The 14,515-nt window shown below is 63.6% G+C and carries 16 protein-coding genes; 9 read left to right on the plus strand and 7 right to left on the minus strand.

All coding sequences use genetic code 11. From position 1 onward, the window contains the following. Positions 1-8 precede the first annotated feature (8 nt). The 8 genes from AB4Y44_RS17910 (at position 9) to AB4Y44_RS17945 (ending at position 7,583) form a co-directional block, all read left to right on the plus strand. On the plus strand, positions 9-1,997 hold the full coding sequence (locus AB4Y44_RS17910; RefSeq protein WP_342925141.1) for a type VI secretion system tip protein TssI/VgrG: 1,989 nt from the start codon (positions 9-11) through the stop codon (positions 1,995-1,997). A gap of 7 nt (positions 1,998-2,004) precedes the next feature. After that, positions 2,005-2,550 carry a toxin-antitoxin system YwqK family antitoxin gene (locus tag AB4Y44_RS17915; RefSeq protein ID WP_342925140.1) on the plus strand — a complete coding sequence of 182 codons (546 nt, stop codon included), beginning with the start codon at positions 2,005-2,007 and terminating at the stop codon, positions 2,548-2,550. Positions 2,551-2,583: 33 nt separating this feature from the next. Next, the gene (locus AB4Y44_RS17920) at positions 2,584-2,979 is read left to right on the plus strand and encodes a DUF4280 domain-containing protein (protein WP_342925139.1); all 396 of its coding nucleotides are present in this window, start codon (positions 2,584-2,586) and stop codon (positions 2,977-2,979) included. 236 nt (positions 2,980-3,215) lie between these two features. After that, a complete protein-coding gene (locus AB4Y44_RS17925) occupies positions 3,216-4,787 on the plus strand; it encodes an alpha/beta hydrolase family protein (RefSeq protein ID WP_368700416.1) in 1,572 nt (523 codons plus the stop codon). A 52-nt stretch (positions 4,788-4,839) separates the two neighbouring features. Further along, a complete protein-coding gene (locus AB4Y44_RS17930) occupies positions 4,840-5,802 on the plus strand; it encodes a hypothetical protein (protein WP_368700417.1) in 963 nt (320 codons plus the stop codon). Positions 5,803-6,043: 241 nt separating this feature from the next. Beyond that, on the plus strand, positions 6,044-6,460 hold the full coding sequence (locus tag AB4Y44_RS17935; RefSeq protein ID WP_342925136.1) for a hypothetical protein: 417 nt from the start codon (positions 6,044-6,046) through the stop codon (positions 6,458-6,460). Continuing rightward, positions 6,457-7,026, plus strand: coding sequence for a MerR family transcriptional regulator (locus AB4Y44_RS17940; protein WP_368700418.1), 570 nt, complete (start codon positions 6,457-6,459; stop codon positions 7,024-7,026). The genes AB4Y44_RS17935 and AB4Y44_RS17940 overlap by 4 nt, the downstream gene beginning before the upstream one ends. Before the next feature lie 140 nt (positions 7,027-7,166). Continuing rightward, on the plus strand, positions 7,167-7,583 hold the full coding sequence (locus AB4Y44_RS17945; RefSeq protein WP_368700419.1) for an ester cyclase: 417 nt from the start codon (positions 7,167-7,169) through the stop codon (positions 7,581-7,583). Positions 7,584-7,654: 71 nt separating this feature from the next. Here the strand turns inward: AB4Y44_RS17945 and AB4Y44_RS17950 are convergent, their stop codons facing one another. Further along, entirely contained in the window at positions 7,655-8,902 is a 1,248-nt protein-coding gene (locus AB4Y44_RS17950; protein WP_368700420.1) for an NAD(P)/FAD-dependent oxidoreductase, read from the minus strand. A gap of 207 nt (positions 8,903-9,109) precedes the next feature. Here AB4Y44_RS17950 and AB4Y44_RS17955 point away from each other — a divergent pair, with 207 nt between their 5' ends. Then, positions 9,110-9,847, plus strand: coding sequence for a class I SAM-dependent methyltransferase (locus tag AB4Y44_RS17955; protein ID WP_368700421.1), 738 nt, complete (start codon positions 9,110-9,112; stop codon positions 9,845-9,847). 30 nt (positions 9,848-9,877) lie between these two features. Here AB4Y44_RS17955 and AB4Y44_RS17960 read toward each other — a convergent pair whose 3' ends face one another. Genes AB4Y44_RS17960 through AB4Y44_RS17985 form a run of 6 tightly spaced genes read right to left on the minus strand, consistent with a single transcriptional unit; the run spans position 9,878 to position 14,507 of the window. Continuing rightward, complete coding sequence (locus AB4Y44_RS17960; RefSeq protein ID WP_342925131.1) at positions 9,878-10,318, minus strand: excinuclease ABC subunit A; 441 nt, start codon at positions 10,316-10,318, stop codon at positions 9,878-9,880. Between the two features lie 17 nt (positions 10,319-10,335). Further along, positions 10,336-10,791, minus strand: coding sequence for a signal peptidase (locus AB4Y44_RS17965; RefSeq protein WP_342925130.1), 456 nt, complete (start codon positions 10,789-10,791; stop codon positions 10,336-10,338). Positions 10,792-10,826: 35 nt separating this feature from the next. Next, the gene (locus AB4Y44_RS17970) at positions 10,827-12,071 is read right to left on the minus strand and encodes a beta-ketoacyl synthase N-terminal-like domain-containing protein (RefSeq protein ID WP_368700422.1); all 1,245 of its coding nucleotides are present in this window, start codon (positions 12,069-12,071) and stop codon (positions 10,827-10,829) included. 2 nt (positions 12,072-12,073) lie between these two features. Further along, on the minus strand, positions 12,074-13,300 hold the full coding sequence (locus tag AB4Y44_RS17975; RefSeq protein WP_368700423.1) for a beta-ketoacyl-ACP synthase: 1,227 nt from the start codon (positions 13,298-13,300) through the stop codon (positions 12,074-12,076). After that, positions 13,300-14,025: a 3-ketoacyl-ACP reductase FabG2 gene (locus tag AB4Y44_RS17980; protein WP_368700424.1), complete on the minus strand. Its 726-nt coding sequence runs from the start codon at positions 14,023-14,025 to the stop codon at positions 13,300-13,302. The genes AB4Y44_RS17975 and AB4Y44_RS17980 overlap by 1 nt, the downstream gene beginning before the upstream one ends. Further along, positions 14,022-14,507, minus strand: coding sequence for a hotdog family protein (locus AB4Y44_RS17985; protein ID WP_368700425.1), 486 nt, complete (start codon positions 14,505-14,507; stop codon positions 14,022-14,024). Before AB4Y44_RS17985 ends, AB4Y44_RS17980 begins: the two co-directional genes overlap by 4 nt. Positions 14,508-14,515 lie beyond the last annotated feature (8 nt).

Raw genomic sequence — 14,515 nt, forward strand, 5'->3', positions numbered from 1 at the left:
TTCCCGCGATGAACCGCCCCATTTCCGCCGACACCGACGCGCGCATCAGCCTCACGGGCAGCGCGTTCAGCACGCTCTTTCCCGCCCGCTTCGATGCGCGCGAGGCGCTGGACGCTGCCACCACGCTGACGCTGCACGCCCACGGCGGATTGCCGCCACCCGCACCCTCGGGCATGACGGGCAACCATGCAACGCTCTCGCTCGCATGGGGCGAGTCGCCTCGGCTGATCGACGCCGTTTGCACGCGCGCCGCACAGTTGCCCTCGACGATAGATGCCAGCCACTTCACCCTGGAACTGCGTTCGTGGTTGTGGCTGCTCACGCTCTCGCGAAACAACCGGATCTTTCAGGGCAAAAACGCCCAGGAGATCATCCAGGCCGTATTCGGTGGGCACAGCTTGACGGACTACTCGTTCTCCGTCACGGGCACGGCAGCGACGCGCGAATGGTGCGTGCAGTACGCCGAGTCCGACTTCGCGTTCGTGAGCCGCCTTTGCGAAGAAGAAGGCTGGTTCTATTTCTTCCGCCACGATACGGGCAGTCATACGCTCGTCATCGCCGACAGCAACGACGCCTTCACGCCCTTGCCCGGCGACGCGACACTGCATTACACAGGCGGCACGAGCGGCACACGCGAATCGACGCAGATCGTCCATTGCGAGGTTGTCGAAGAGACGGCCACCGGGCTCTTCTCGCATACCGACTACGCGTGGGAGACGCCGACTGCACAGCTTTATTCGCAGGCACAGGCGGCATCGAACGGACACAGCGTGTACGAGTATCCGGGGCGCTACGCCACCAGCGACGATGGCTCCACGCTCTCCAAACACCGTGTGGACGCGCTGCGTGCACCCACCCGGATCCTCATTGGCGAAAGCGATTGCCGCGCGCTCGCGCCGGGTTGCCGCTTTACGCTGGCAGATCACGAATCGAGTGACGCCAACATCGAATGGGTCGTGCGCAGCGTGGTTCACGAAGCCGATCACAACCGCTATCGCAACCGCTTCGAAGCGTTTCCGTTCGCGACGACCTGGCGGCCCGCGCGCACGACGCCGCGCCCCTTCATGCCGACGCAGACCGCGACGGTGGTGGGCAAGAGCGGCGAGGAATTGTGGACGGATCAGTACGGCCGTGTGAAGGTTCAGTTTCACTGGGACCGCGACGGTCAGAACGACGAACAGAGTTCGTGCTGGATTCGCGTGGCACAACCGTGGGCGAGCAAGCGCTTCGGCATGCAGTTCATGCCGCGCGTGGGCGACGAAGTCGTGGTGACCTTTATCAACGGCGATCCGGACCGCCCGCTGATCACAGGCAGCGTGTACAACGGTGCAAATCTGCCGCCCTACACGCTGCCCGACAACCAGACGCAGTCCGGCATCAAGACGAATACCTCCAAAGGCGGCAACGGCTTCAACGAACTGCGTTTCGAAGACAAGCAGGACAGCGAGGAAATCTTCCTGCAGGCGCAAAAGGACCTCAACGCCAAGGTGATCAACGACGCCACGTGGACCATAGACCACAACGAAACGAGCACGATCAAGAACGACCGCGCGCATACGGTCAAGGAAGGCAACGACACGCTCACGGTCGAACAGGGCAACCGCACCACGACGGTCAAGACCGGCGACGAAACCGTCGACATCAAGGGCGCACGCACCGTGAAAGCCGGTGGCAACGAGACGCGCACGGTGGGCGGCAACCTCGATCAGACCGTGACGGGCAACATGACGCTCACCGTGGACGGCAACCTCACCATCAAGGTGAGCGGCACGCTGACGCTGCAGAGCACGGGCAATCTCACGGCGAAGAGCGACGCGTCGCTGACGAACCAGGCCGGCGTGTCGCTCACGAATCAGGCCGGGACGTCGCTGACCAACAAGTCGGACGGCACACTTTCGAACGAGGCACAAAGCGTGACGAACAAGGGCGCCGTGCAGCAGACCGTGGACGGAGGCGGCATGCTGGTGGTCAAGGGCGGCATTGTGAAGATCAATTGAGGCGACCATGGATACGATCCAGCCGGTCACGATAGAACGCGACGACACGCGCATTGAAGGCGCGACGCTGGGCGGCGCGCTGCACGGCCCTGTGCGCATCGAGTCGGAAGGACGTCCCGTCGCGATGATGCGTTATGCGAATGGTGTACTCAGTGGACCGGCCACCTACTTCTATCCTGATGGCAATCCCTCGGCACAGGTGCAGTACGCGAACGGAAAGCTCGACGGCAAGGCGCTTTTCTACCACCCCGATGGAAAGATCCAGCGCGAGGAGCACTACGCGAACGGCGTGCTGCACGGCGTATCGCGCACCTGGCTGACCGACGGCACGCTGCTCGAAGAAGCGCATTACCGCAACGGCAAGCTGCATGGCGTCTTGCAGCGCTTCCATCCGAATGGCTGCCTCGCGCTGCGGCAGCCGTTCAATGCCGGAAAGCCGCTCGAAGCGGCGAAACGTTATACCGACGACAACCGCCCGCTAGCGGCGGACGGCAAGCCGCTGCCGCGCTGGAAACAATGGTGGCAGTCGCTCGCTAATCCGTCTTCGGCCTGATTCTCGCGCAGGCAACGCATAAGGAGGTACACGATGACCAGTCCGCAAGTCTGCGCCGGTGCCACATTGCAATGCTCGTTTGGCGGTGCGCCCGGCACGCTGAACGTTCTCCCCGTCAATCGCGTGCTAGTGAGCGGCGTGCCTGCCGCGACGATTGCGGACTCGATTCCGATCGCCAATATCACGCCGTTCGCGCTGTGCCAAAGCCCGGCGAATCCTACCGTGATCGCCGCGACTGCCGCGGCGCTGGGTGTATTCACGCCGATGCCATGCGTTCCGGCCACGCCGTCGCCGTGGATTCCGGGCGGCGCTCCCAGTGTGACGCTGGGCGCCATGCCGGCGCTGGACGCTCAAGGTACGCTCGTTTGTATTTGGGGCGGCGTGATCAAGGTGGTGCAGCCGGGGCAGGTTTCTACGCTTGTTCCGTAGCCATTGCCGCTTTCTGAATTGCGGAAACGAATAACGGAGCTTGCAGATGTTTAATTACATAAGCTCACGACATTCTGGCAAACGCCAGTGCGAAATTTTCGTCAAGTACTTCACTGGAAAATTGTTCCCACAACCAGTAGCAAATGCCGAATTCGTTTACCTATACTCGTTTGACTCTGCAAGGCAGCCCCATTTTCCGAACACCAACAAAAACGGAGCGTGAAATGCGAGGAGCGATGCTTAAGACGAGTTGGGTACTGCTGACTTTGCTTTTGTCGAGTGCCAGTGTTGTCGCGCAGGCCGCCTCGACATGCAGCGGGTTGAGTTGCTTTTTTCGCGGCCAGCTAGTCGAGCAGAGAACGAGCCTGCGCCTGAGCGCAAGCGACTTCACGAAACTGCTAAACACGAACGCAACGGGTCAGCAATTGCTGCAGGTCGCCGGCACGCCGCGCTGCGACATCGAAATCAAGTACTTCCGCTACCTCACGATAGGCGGCGCAGGCGAACCCACCATGTCGAGCGCCGCGCTGATGATCCCCGGCGGCGGCGCCTCGTGTACGGGGCCGCGTCCCCTCATGCTGTACGCGCACGGCACCACGACCTACCGCAACTACAACATCGCCGACATTACTCAAACGGACCCGGCCAACGGCGACGGCGCGGGCGAAGGCATCGCCGTGGCGGCGATCTACGCGGCGCAAGGTTATCTCGTCGTGGCCAGCAACTATGCCGGCTACTCGGGCTCCCCCTTGCCGTATCACCCCTATCTGAACGGCGACCAGCAATCCGCCGACATGATCGATTCGTTACGTGCGGCCCGCTTCGCCCTGGCCCTTCCCGACCCGGCAAACAAGACGCGTGAGAACGGCAAGCTGTTCGTCACCGGATATTCGCAGGGCGGCTACGTGGCGCTCGCCACACACCGCGCGCTGCAGGCGGCCGGCATCAACGTCACCGCTTCCGCGCCGGGCTCGGGTCCCTATGCGCTGGGCGCCATGGCCGATGCCCTCGTCCAGGGCGAAGTCGACCTCGGCTCGACGATCTTTACGGTGCTGGTGACCACGAGCTACCAGCACGCGTACGGCAATATCTATCGCAAGCCAGGCGACTTTTTCGAAGCGGCCTATGCACCAGGGATAGAGAACCTGCTGCCGAGCGTCACGTCAATGGACACGCTTTTCGCCAAAGGCAAACTGCCCTCAACCCAGTTGTTCAGCAGCACGCCGCCCGCGCCGCAGTTCGCCTCGTTGACGCCGCCTCTTGCGCCACCGCTGGCGCCTGCTGAATTGACGCCGCTCTTCGCGTTGGGATTCGGCACCGCGAATCTCGTGCGCAACGCTTATCGCCTGAGTATGCTCGAAGATGCCATCGCCAATCCCGATGGCGCGTTTCCCACGCCGACCGCCGCGATGGCCCCCGCTGCCAGTCCGGCCCAGCCGCTGCGCCAGGCGTTCAGGCGCAACGATCTGCGTAACTGGGTGCCGCGCTCGCCCGTGCTGCTATGCGGCGGCCACCTCGACCCGATGGTGTTCTTTTTCAATGCGGCGATCGAGCAGGCCTACTGGAAGAACGCCAACGTCGCGCCCGGCCTGACGAGCGTGCTCGATGTCGATTCCACGCCTGGCGCGAACGATCCGTTTGCCGCGGTGAAAGCTGGTTTCGCTCAGGCCAAGGCATCAGTCGCCGCCCAGGCGGTTCAGGCGGGTGCAACGGATGGTGGCACGTCTGCCGTGCTTCAGGTCTACCACGCCGACATCGTCGCGCCATTCTGCATGGTCGCGGCGCGCGGCTTCTTCGGCAATTTTTGATTGGCGGCCGCGATCGAGCCCGCGAGTCAGCAATCGCAGCGGAGATTTTCAAATGCCATTACACGTCACCACGAAGGCCACGTTAATCGTGGTGCGCAAATTGATCGAGAACGCGATCAAGGGCAATCCGGCGTTCAAGCCTTATAAGGGGGAGCATGGCCAGGCATCCTGGTTTCTGATTGAGGGCAACCCGCATACCGGTGTAGCAAATCAGGGTAAAGACGTTGTCATCCATGCGGAAATCGATGAGGCGTTTGTCCAGAAAGATGAGACGCTGGTTCAAGATCAAATCGCCGAGACCAATCGTAACAATAAAGGCATGATAGATTCGCGTCCAAAGGAATTCGATCTTGCCGTATGGAATGCAATTGGAAGAATCTGTTCTGCGCGCACCAAGGCCACCAATCTGAAGGTGCCTAAATGCAAGCTTTCAGCCAATCCAGGCCGGTTTCTCGTCTTGCCGCCTGCTGTTTCACATGCGTTGCATATCGACTTCTCAAGATTCGATAGTGACAATCTGACTTTGTTTTCCGCCGAGAAATTCTCTTACGAAGCCTATAAGAGGGAACGTGAAGAATACGAAAGCCAAAAGGATGCGCGCCTCGACCGGGTACTCACGCTTTGGATTGGACCATACCGGGGGCCAGAAGAGCAGGCAGTCAGACACATCGATCCCGTCTATACAGCAGTCAAGAAAGACGTGGGAACCCCGGTGATCGAGGAAAAATTTTACTATCGAATTTTCAATTTCAAGAAAAGCGGCTGGGGTGCGCAGCCCACCGAACAGGTAGACGGCTACTACCGTGCTGTTAGCCTTACCTATCCGAATTACCGTGAAGCTAAAAACGCTTTCAAGCGCATCCTGACGAACCATAGTCAAAACGCCAAGGTCCATTGCTTTGCGGGTACGAATTGGTATGACTCGAAAAAGCACGAAACCGTTTCAGTCTCCGGCGTTAAATATAGTGGTGCCGTTGAGGCCGATGTTCTTGGCGAGACCTATACCAATTTTTAGTCGAGAGCCGTTTGACATAATGTTTTATCGCTCCCTCAGACCAGACAAGGGGCGCTTGCAGCCGACAAGCCGCCATGCGCCCCTTTCCAAGGGCTAGAAGGCCTTGCACGCCTCATGCAGCACATTGAGGCTGAGCGTTCGACGGCACCAGCGAGCCGAAGCGGCAAAAATCCGCTTGACCCGACTACCGTAGTCACCTTCACGATCGATACCCTGTTCAACAGACAGGGTATCGATCGAAATGGAAACGACCCGCGATCCCAGCGACGACGCATTCCTCGAAGCCTTTCTCGCCTGCCGGTTGCCAGCGGCTGCGTTCAATCATCGCAATCATCTGCGCGTGGCGTGGATACACCTGCAGCGCTTCCCGCTGGACGAGGCGATCGAGCGCACCTGTGCCGGTATCGCGCAATACGCCACGCATCTCGGCGCGCCGGGCCGGTACCACCGTACAATCACGGAAGCGCTGATCCGGCTGATGGCGCATGCGGGCGCATCGGACCCGTTACGTTCGTTCGATGAGTTTCTCGCGTACGCACCGGCCTTTTCCGGCGATTGCCGCGCGCTTGTCGCCGAATACTATTCGGCCGCCAAGCTGAGCCGGCCCGGAGCGCGCGTGTTCTTTCTCTCACCCGATAGACTTCCCTTGCCGTCATGACACGTCTCACTCGTTTCACTCCAGGACGACTGGCACGCGAGGCGGGACTCTCACGTTCCTCGCTGCTGCACTACGAAACGCTGGGCTTGCTCGTGCCGGTCGCACGCAGCACCGCGGGCTACCGGCTCTACGATGAGACGCAACGCGAGCGTCTACGCGCAATCTGTGCGTATCGGGCCGCCGGGTTGCCACTCGCCGCAATAGGCGACATCCTCGCAAACGAGGCAGACGCAGCTGCCCAGATCCTTGAAACGCATTTGATGGTGTTGACGGAGGAAATCGCACGTCTCAAGCAGCGTCAGAATGCGATTGCCACGTTGCTGGCGCAACCATCGTTTCGTCGGCGAGGAAAGAAGCGTGGCAAAGACGCGTGGGTAGCGATGCTGCGCAGCGCCGGCTTCGACGATGCGGAGATGGACAGGTGGCATGCAGAATTCGAGGCAGAAAACCCCGATTCGCACGCGGCGTTTCTCGCTTCGCTCGGGCTCACACGGGACGAGGTGAAGGCAATCCGCCGGCGCGCGAAGCTCACAGGCAACACAGCCGCCGGGCATGTGGCCTCGTGAAGGTCATGGAACGCGAAGCCCCGAATGTGCGCCACCGCACGTTCTCGCGCGACTCTCACGCACGTCGTCGCGCTTGCCCGTCTACTCTGCAGCAACCGGCTTTCACTTCCCAATTTGACCAACCAGGAGACGTTCACTCCATGCATGAAAGCGATAGGGTTCGCGCGTTCATCGAGGAAGTCCTGAATCAAGGGCAGATCGACGCTGCGGAGCGGTTCTTCTGGGAGGACATGGTCGAGCAGGTGCCGTTCCCCGGCCAGGGTCCCGGAATCGAGGGCCTCAAGGATGTCGTGCGCGGGATGCGAGCCGCGTTCCCGGACATGCATTGGCGCGTCGAGGAACAACTCACAGAAGGCGACCGCGTGCTGACCCGCTTCGAGTGGACGGGCACGCACAGGGGCGCGTTCCTCGGCGTGGACGCGACGGGGCGCTCCGTCAAGGTATGGGGCATGGTCATCGACCGCTTTCAGGAAGCGAGGATCAAGGAAACCCGCCTCATCATGGATACCCTCGGGCTGATGGTCCAGCTAGGCGCAGTTCCTCCGCCGGGCCAGTGAAACCGCGATGACCGGGTTGGTCCTGCGACCCGCGCGCAGGCGCCAACCCAGGAAACGGCCCTCTTCGCTCGTTACAACGACCGCTTGCACGCCTCATGCAGCGAAGTGAGCCTGCGCACCGGCTCCGCCACATAAGGGTTGCTCTCGTCCCACGCGTAGCCCGCCAGCACCGAGCTAATCATCCGACGGATCAAGGGCGTCTGGCGCGGGTAGTAGATGATGTCCTGCAGCTCGCCGGTGTACCAGCGCTCGACGAAGGCGCGGAACGTGTCGATACCCTTGCGCAGCGGCACGTCGTATTCGGCCTGCCAGTCGACAGCTGCGCCGTCGAGCGCACGATCGAGCACCTTCACGGCCAGATGCGCCGAGCGCAGCGCGATGGTGACGCCCGAAGAAAACACCGGATCGAGAAACTCGCCCGCGTTGCCGAGCAGCGCGAAGCCTGGCCCATGCAATCGTTCGACGTTCGCCGAATAGCCGCCGATCTGGTTCACCGGCATGAGAAATGGCGCGTCGCCAATCAGGCGGTTCAGCGTCGGCTCCTCGCGAATGAGCGCACGCAGCCGCGCCTCGCGTTCTGCTTGCGGCACGTCGAGGAAAGCGGCATCGGCAACACAGCCCACCGACGAGCGGCCGCCCGCTAGCGGGATCATCCAGAACCACACGTCGCGGTGCCCAGGGTGCGTCGCGATGCAAATCTTGTTGCGGTCGAAGGCGTCCAGCGTCAGGCCGTCAAGTACATGACTGAAGATCGCGGCACGCGTCGGCAGACCGGTGGGCGCCTCCAGATTCAGGAGACGCGGCAGCACGCGGCCGAAGCCGCTCGCGTCGAGCACGAATCGCGCGTGCACTTCATAGCGCGCCTGGTTTTCGTCGATCACCTCCAGCACCGGCGCGTCGCCCGTGCGCATGCCCGTGACCGCGTGGCCGAAGCGCACCTCGGCGCCCTGCTCTGCGGCGCAGCCGATCAACAGCTCGTCGAACTTCGCGCGCTCCACCTGGTACGTCGTGCCCCAGCCTGCCGTATGCTTGTCGCGGAAGTCGTACGACGATACCTCGTCGCGCCACACGAAATGCGCGCCATTCTTGTACTGAAAGCCGGCCTCCACCACGGCCTGCAGCATGCCGGCCTCTTCGAGGTACGCCATGCTTTGCGGCAAGAGGCTCTCGCCGATCGAGAAGCGCGGGAAATGCTGGCGCTCCAGCACGAGCACCGAACGTCCCGCCTTGCGCAAGAGGGCTGCAGCCACCGCGCCTGAAGGGCCCGCGCCGATAATCGCCACGTCGACGGCTTCGCGTCGCGCGGATGGGGTCGTCACTGCTGCTCCGATGCTCTTTTCCATGGTCCTGTCCCTTCTCTGCGACCTGACGCGATCTGTTACGTCCTGTCACGTCCTGTTACGTCTGTATGCCCAATGCAAGCGCACTGCGCTGCGCGAAACCGTGATTCTGACACCCCTCGCGCCGCCCTTGCATTTACAATGCCCATTCTCGTCCACGAACGCATTCGCAACGGATAAAAAAATATGTCGGTTTCCGAATCAAATTACGTCCCGTTCGTACCGGAAACGGCCTTCGGCGTCTGGTTTCTGCGCACCCATACGTGGGAGCACCACGTGCTGCGCGTGGCGATCGACGACCTCAAGCGCCTCGTGGACATGCCGTTGCCCGACGCGCCCGAAATCGTCGATGTCGGCTGCGGCCAGGGCAAATCGTTCCGCCTGCTGGTCGAGGCTTTCCGCCCGCGCCGTGTCGTCGGGGTCGACTATCACGAGGCGTCGCTCGAACTGGCGGCGCGTGCCGCGCGCACCTGCCAGGACAAATTGCAGACGCATACGGCGTTCGAGCTGCTGCACGGCGACTGCGCGAGCCTGCCGCTGCCCACGGCCAGCGCGGACATCGTCTTCTGCCACCAGACTTTCCATCATCTCGTCGAGCAGGAACGCGCGCTCGCGGAATTCCATCGCGTGCTCAAGCCGGGCGGCGTGCTGCTGTTCGCCGAATCCACCGAGGCTTACATCCGCTCGTGGGTCATCCGCCTGCTGTTCCGCCATCCCATGCACGTGCAGAAGAGCGCCGACGGCTACCTCGAGATGATCCGCACGGCGGGGTTCCGCTTTTCGGAGCGCAATGTTTCGCTGCCCTACCTGTGGTGGAGCCGTGCCGCCGATTTCGGTCTCTTCGAGCGCCTCGGCCTCCATCATCCCAAGCCTGGGAAGCGGCGCGAAACGCTGGTCAACGTAGCCGCCGTGAAGGCGGCGTGAGCCAGGTCGCCCGCCGCCCTCTGCCGCGGGTTACTTGCCGCCCTTGAGCGTCACCACGTCGCCGACGAGCGCCACGCCGGCGATCATTGCGCCCGCGCCGCACGTGAACTCCGTGGCGCTCTCGCGCAGTTCGTTCTTGTAGTTGCTCTTGATGTTGATGACCGCGTTGCCGCCTTCCTTGCGCGCGCGTTCCTGCAGCTCCTGCACGGCCGAAAGGAACACGTGCTGGCAGGCCGCTTCGTCGCTCTTCCCGAATGCATTCGTCTTCTTGTTCGTGGAAAACTGGCCCAGCGTTTTCTTCACCGCTGGATGAGGCTGGCCCGCAAAGTACAGCGCAATGTCGTCGCTCACCTTGCCGGGCTCGCTCTGCAGCGCGACATCCACGGAATAGGTGTCGACCGTATTGCGTGCGTAGGCGTGCGACGCCGTAAAGGCCGCGCACAGCGCGGCGAACATCCACAGTTTCTTCATTGCTGTTCTCCGTTGGTTCAGTTCGCTTGCAGCACCACGAGGTCACCCGTGACGGCGATGGCCGCCGCGCTCGGGCTCACGCCGCAGGTGTATTCGGTGGCCGACCCGGTTTCGGTGCCGTGAAAGCGCGTGGTCACGTTGATGACGGCGTTGGCGCCCTTGTTGTGGGCGTCCGCGCGCAGCTTGTCGAGCGCGGTGGCGAGCGCCTTGTTGCAGGTGGCCTCGGCGCCGTCGGTCGCGCGGGCGACACGCAGGGAATGCGAGGCGTCACCGACGTGGCGCACGACTTCCGGATGCGGCTGTGCGCCGAAATACACAGCGATCTTCGCGGCGGGGTCCGCGCTGGACGCGGTCTTGGCCGTCGACAGCGAAGCTGCGGGCTGGATCGGCAGCGTGAGGCGCTGCGATCCGCAAGCGGCCAACGTCAGGCTGACGATCGCGGCCGTGCTCAGCGTGAGGCAAGTCTTTTTCATTGGAATCCTCATTATTTTCAGGGTTGCCCGAAACTTCAGACTGCATTCCAGGCGCGAAACACCAGGCTGGCGCAACTGCCGCCGAACCCGAATGAAACCGACATCGCCGTCTCGATGCGCGCATCGCGCGTTTCGCGCACGAGCGGCATGCCGGCGGCCGCTGCATCGAGCGCCTCGATGCCCGCGGCGCCCGCAATCCGGCGATCGCGCATCATCAGCAAGGTGTAGATGGCTTCGTGCGCGCCGCACGCGCCGAGCGGATGACCGCTGAGCGCCTTCGTCGAGGAGAACGCGGGCACGTCGCTGCCAAACACGGTGCGCAGCGCGAGCAGTTCCTCGATATCGCCCGAGGGCGTAGAAGGCGCATGGGTGTTGATGTAGTCCGGGCGGCAGCCGGCCTCGCCGAGCGCCTCGCGCATCGCGCGCGCAATGCCGTTCGCCTGCGGCGCGACCATCTGCGCGCCGTCGGTGCCATGACCGTAGCCGGCCAGCTCTGCGTAGATGCGCGCGTTGCGCGCTTGCGCATGCGCGAGCGATTCGAGCACCAGGATGCCTGCACCCGAGCCGATCACGAAGCCGTCGCGCTGCGCGTCATAAGGCTTCGACGCCCGTTCGGGCGTGTCGTTGAAGCCGCGCGAGAGTGCGCCCATCGCGTCGAACATCAGCGTCATGTTGTCGTGCAAGCCTTCGGCGCCGCCTGCGAGCACGATGTCCTGACGCCCCGTCTGGATCAACTGCATGGCCTGGCCGATCGCGAGCGCCGAAGTCGTGCACGCCGACGAAGGCGAATACGTCACGCCCTCCATTCCGAATACGTGCGCAAGATTCGCCGATGTCGTGCTGCTCATCGCCTGCGGCACCGTATAGGGCGGCACGCGGTCGATACCGCGTGCGTTCGCGCTTGCCATGGCCGTGTCGTATGCGGACATCGTGCCGACACCGGAGCCCACCACTGCGCCGGCCCGCGGCGTGCGCAGCATGTGTGCTTCGAGACCCGCGTCGACGATCGCGCTGCGCGCGGCGTGGCAGGCAAAGCGCGCCGTGTCGCCCATGAAGCGTTCGGCTTTGCGCTCGAACGGCGCTTCGCCCGCAACCGTTGCCACGGCCGCCACCTGGCTCGCGAAGCCGCGCTCGCGCCACGCCTGAACGCGCGCGATGCCGCCGCGTCCGTCGCGCAAGCGCGAGGACACGCCGTCGAGCGTGTTGCCGAGACACGAGACGATGCCCATGCCCGTCACGACGACGCGCTGCAAGCCGCCCACTGATGTCGATGTCCGCATGCTCAACGCGCGCGCCGGAAGATCAGCGACGTGTTCACGCCGCCAAACGCGAAGTTGTTGCTCATCACGTATTCGGCGTCTATCGTGCGCGCCTCGCCCTGGATATAGTCGAGCGGCGCGCAGGCCGGATCGACCTGCGTCAGGTTGAGCGTGGGCGCATACCAGTTGCGCTTCATCATCTCGATCGTCCACCACGCCTCGATCGCGCCGCAGGCACCGAGCGTATGGCCGATATAGCTCTTGAGCGAGCTGATCGGCATGCGCGCGCCGAAGGTCTCCGCCGTGGCCTGGCTTTCGGCCACGTCTCCGCGATCCGTGGAGGTGCCGTGCGCATTCACATACGCGATCGCTTCGGGGGCCAACTGCGCGTCGGCGAGGGCCTGACGCATCGCGACCGCCATCGTCGCCGCCGTGGGCTGCGTGATATGGGCGCCGTCCGAATTGCAGCCGAAGCCCACCACTTCCGCATGAATGCGCGCGCCGCGCGCCACGGCATGCTCGTATTCCTCGAGCACGAGCGTCGCCGCGCCCTCACCCACCACGAGACCGTCGCGCACGGCGTCGAACGGACGCGGCGTGAGCTGCGGCGCGTCGTTGCGCGTACTCGTGGCGTAGAGCATGTCGAACACGGCCACGCCGGGCCCCGAGAGTTCCTCGGCGCCGCCCGCGAGCATGAGCGTCTGCTTGCCGTTCGCGATCATCTCGTAGGCGTAGCCAATGGCCTGGCTGCCCGAAGCGCACGCGCACGACGTCGGCACGATGCGCCCCTTGAGGTCCCAGAAGAGGCTCACGTTCACGGCCGTGGTGTGCGGCATCATCTGCACGTAGCTGTTCGACGTCACGTCGCTCATTGAGCCCGTTTCGAGCATCTTGCCGAATGCGCGCACCGGCTCGACCGAACCCGCCGAGGACCCGTACGCCACGCCCATGCGGCCGTCCTTGAGCGACGGATCGTCGAGCAGACCCGCGTCCGCCAGCGCGTGCTCGCTCGCGCGCACCGCGTAGAGCGAGACCGGGCCCATCGAACGCGTTTTCTTGCGCGGGTAATAGTCGGGTGTATTGAACGCCGGCAACGGGCACGCGAGGCGCGTATGCAGCGCCTCGATATAGTCCCAGTCGTGCACACGCTTGACGGCGTTGACGCCACTCCTGAGCGCGGCTTCGACCTGCTCCCATTGATCGCCGAGCGCGGTCACGCCGCCCATGCCGGTAATGACGACGCGTTTCATCAGACCATCCCGCCGTTGACGCCGATCACCTGGCGCGTGACATAAGACGCCGCGTCGGACATCAGAAAGCCGACCACGGCCGCGACTTCGGTGGGCTGCCCCACGCGATTCATCGGCACGGCCTTGAGCGCGTGTTCGAGCGGCACGTCGTCGAGCATGCCCGTATCGACGAGCCCGGGCGCGACGCTGTTGACCGTGATGTTGCGCGTAGCCAGTTCCACCGCCAGCGCTTTGGTCGCGCCGATCAGCCCGGCCTTGGCGGCGCTGTAGTTGACCTGCCCGCGATTGCCCGTCACGCCCGACACCGAGGCCACCGTCACGATCCGGCCGCCCTTGCGCGCACGCACCATCGGCATGACGAGCGGATGCACGACGTTGTAGAACGCGTCGAGCCCCGTTTCGAGCACGATGTCCCAGTCTTCGTCGGTCAGCGCGGGGAACGCGGCGTCGCGCGTGACGCCCGCGCAGCAGACGATGCCGTAGTAGGCGCCGTGCGCCGCCACGTCGTCTTCGAGCGCTGCGCGGCACGCAGCGCGGTCGCGCACGTCGAACTGCAGCACGCTGGCCGTGCCGCCCTGCGCGACGATGCCCGCCGTGACGGCATCCGCTTCGTTGCGGCCCGTGCGGCAATGCACGGTGACGGCAAAGCCGTTCGCGGCGAGATGATAGGCGATCGCGCGACCGATGCCGCGGCTCGCGCCGGTGACGAGAACACGCCGGCTCATGATCTGGAATTCTCCTCGATGAAAGTCTGAAAATCGCGCGGCTGGTACACCTTCACGGCGGCCTCGGCCAATAGTTTGTCATCCTGACTGATGGTACAGCCGTACGCGCCGTGGCCTTCTTCGCTGCGCAGCAGTTCGTTGACCGTCACGCTGAGCGGTCCGCCGCCTGCGAACGCGCCCTGCGCCGCCTCATAGCGACGCGTGCCGAGCAGCACGCCCGGGCGGGCCGGCTTGCCTTCGCGCATCGACAACAGGCCGACGTGAGCCGCGATTGCCTGCGCCATCAGTTCGATGCCGATCCACGCGGGCATCGCGCCCTGCTCGTCGGCATACCATGCGTCGGCGCGCACGCTGGCAAGCGCCGTAAGGGATTCGTCGCTGCATGCAGCGACCGAGTCGAGCAGCAGCATCGTGCCGCGATGCGGGATGATCGCCTCGATCGGCGGGAACGCATCCGTCGAGAAGGAATGAGCAGAATTCATGGCCTCGA

Source organism: Paraburkholderia sp. BR10937 (assembly GCF_040965695.1).
Lineage (GTDB): Bacteria > Pseudomonadota > Gammaproteobacteria > Burkholderiales > Burkholderiaceae > Paraburkholderia.

Coding starts and splice junctions, on each gene's coding strand:
- AB4Y44_RS17910 (WP_342925141.1), top strand. CDS start 9: ATGAACCGCCCCATTTCCGCCGACACCGACGCGCGCATCAGCCTCACG.
- AB4Y44_RS17915 (WP_342925140.1), top strand. CDS start 2,005: ATGGATACGATCCAGCCGGTCACGATAGAACGCGACGACACGCGCATT.
- AB4Y44_RS17920 (WP_342925139.1), top strand. CDS start 2,584: ATGACCAGTCCGCAAGTCTGCGCCGGTGCCACATTGCAATGCTCGTTT.
- AB4Y44_RS17925 (WP_368700416.1), top strand. CDS start 3,216: ATGCTTAAGACGAGTTGGGTACTGCTGACTTTGCTTTTGTCGAGTGCC.
- AB4Y44_RS17930 (WP_368700417.1), top strand. CDS start 4,840: ATGCCATTACACGTCACCACGAAGGCCACGTTAATCGTGGTGCGCAAA.
- AB4Y44_RS17935 (WP_342925136.1), top strand. CDS start 6,044: ATGGAAACGACCCGCGATCCCAGCGACGACGCATTCCTCGAAGCCTTT.
- AB4Y44_RS17940 (WP_368700418.1), top strand. CDS start 6,457: ATGACACGTCTCACTCGTTTCACTCCAGGACGACTGGCACGCGAGGCG.
- AB4Y44_RS17945 (WP_368700419.1), top strand. CDS start 7,167: ATGCATGAAAGCGATAGGGTTCGCGCGTTCATCGAGGAAGTCCTGAAT.
- AB4Y44_RS17955 (WP_368700421.1), top strand. CDS start 9,110: ATGTCGGTTTCCGAATCAAATTACGTCCCGTTCGTACCGGAAACGGCC.
- AB4Y44_RS17960 (WP_342925131.1), bottom strand. CDS start 10,318: ATGAAGAAACTGTGGATGTTCGCCGCGCTGTGCGCGGCCTTTACGGCG.
- AB4Y44_RS17965 (WP_342925130.1), bottom strand. CDS start 10,791: ATGAAAAAGACTTGCCTCACGCTGAGCACGGCCGCGATCGTCAGCCTG.
- AB4Y44_RS17970 (WP_368700422.1), bottom strand. CDS start 12,071: ATGCGGACATCGACATCAGTGGGCGGCTTGCAGCGCGTCGTCGTGACG.
- AB4Y44_RS17975 (WP_368700423.1), bottom strand. CDS start 13,300: ATGAAACGCGTCGTCATTACCGGCATGGGCGGCGTGACCGCGCTCGGC.
- AB4Y44_RS17980 (WP_368700424.1), bottom strand. CDS start 14,025: ATGAGCCGGCGTGTTCTCGTCACCGGCGCGAGCCGCGGCATCGGTCGC.
- AB4Y44_RS17985 (WP_368700425.1), bottom strand. CDS start 14,507: ATGAATTCTGCTCATTCCTTCTCGACGGATGCGTTCCCGCCGATCGAG.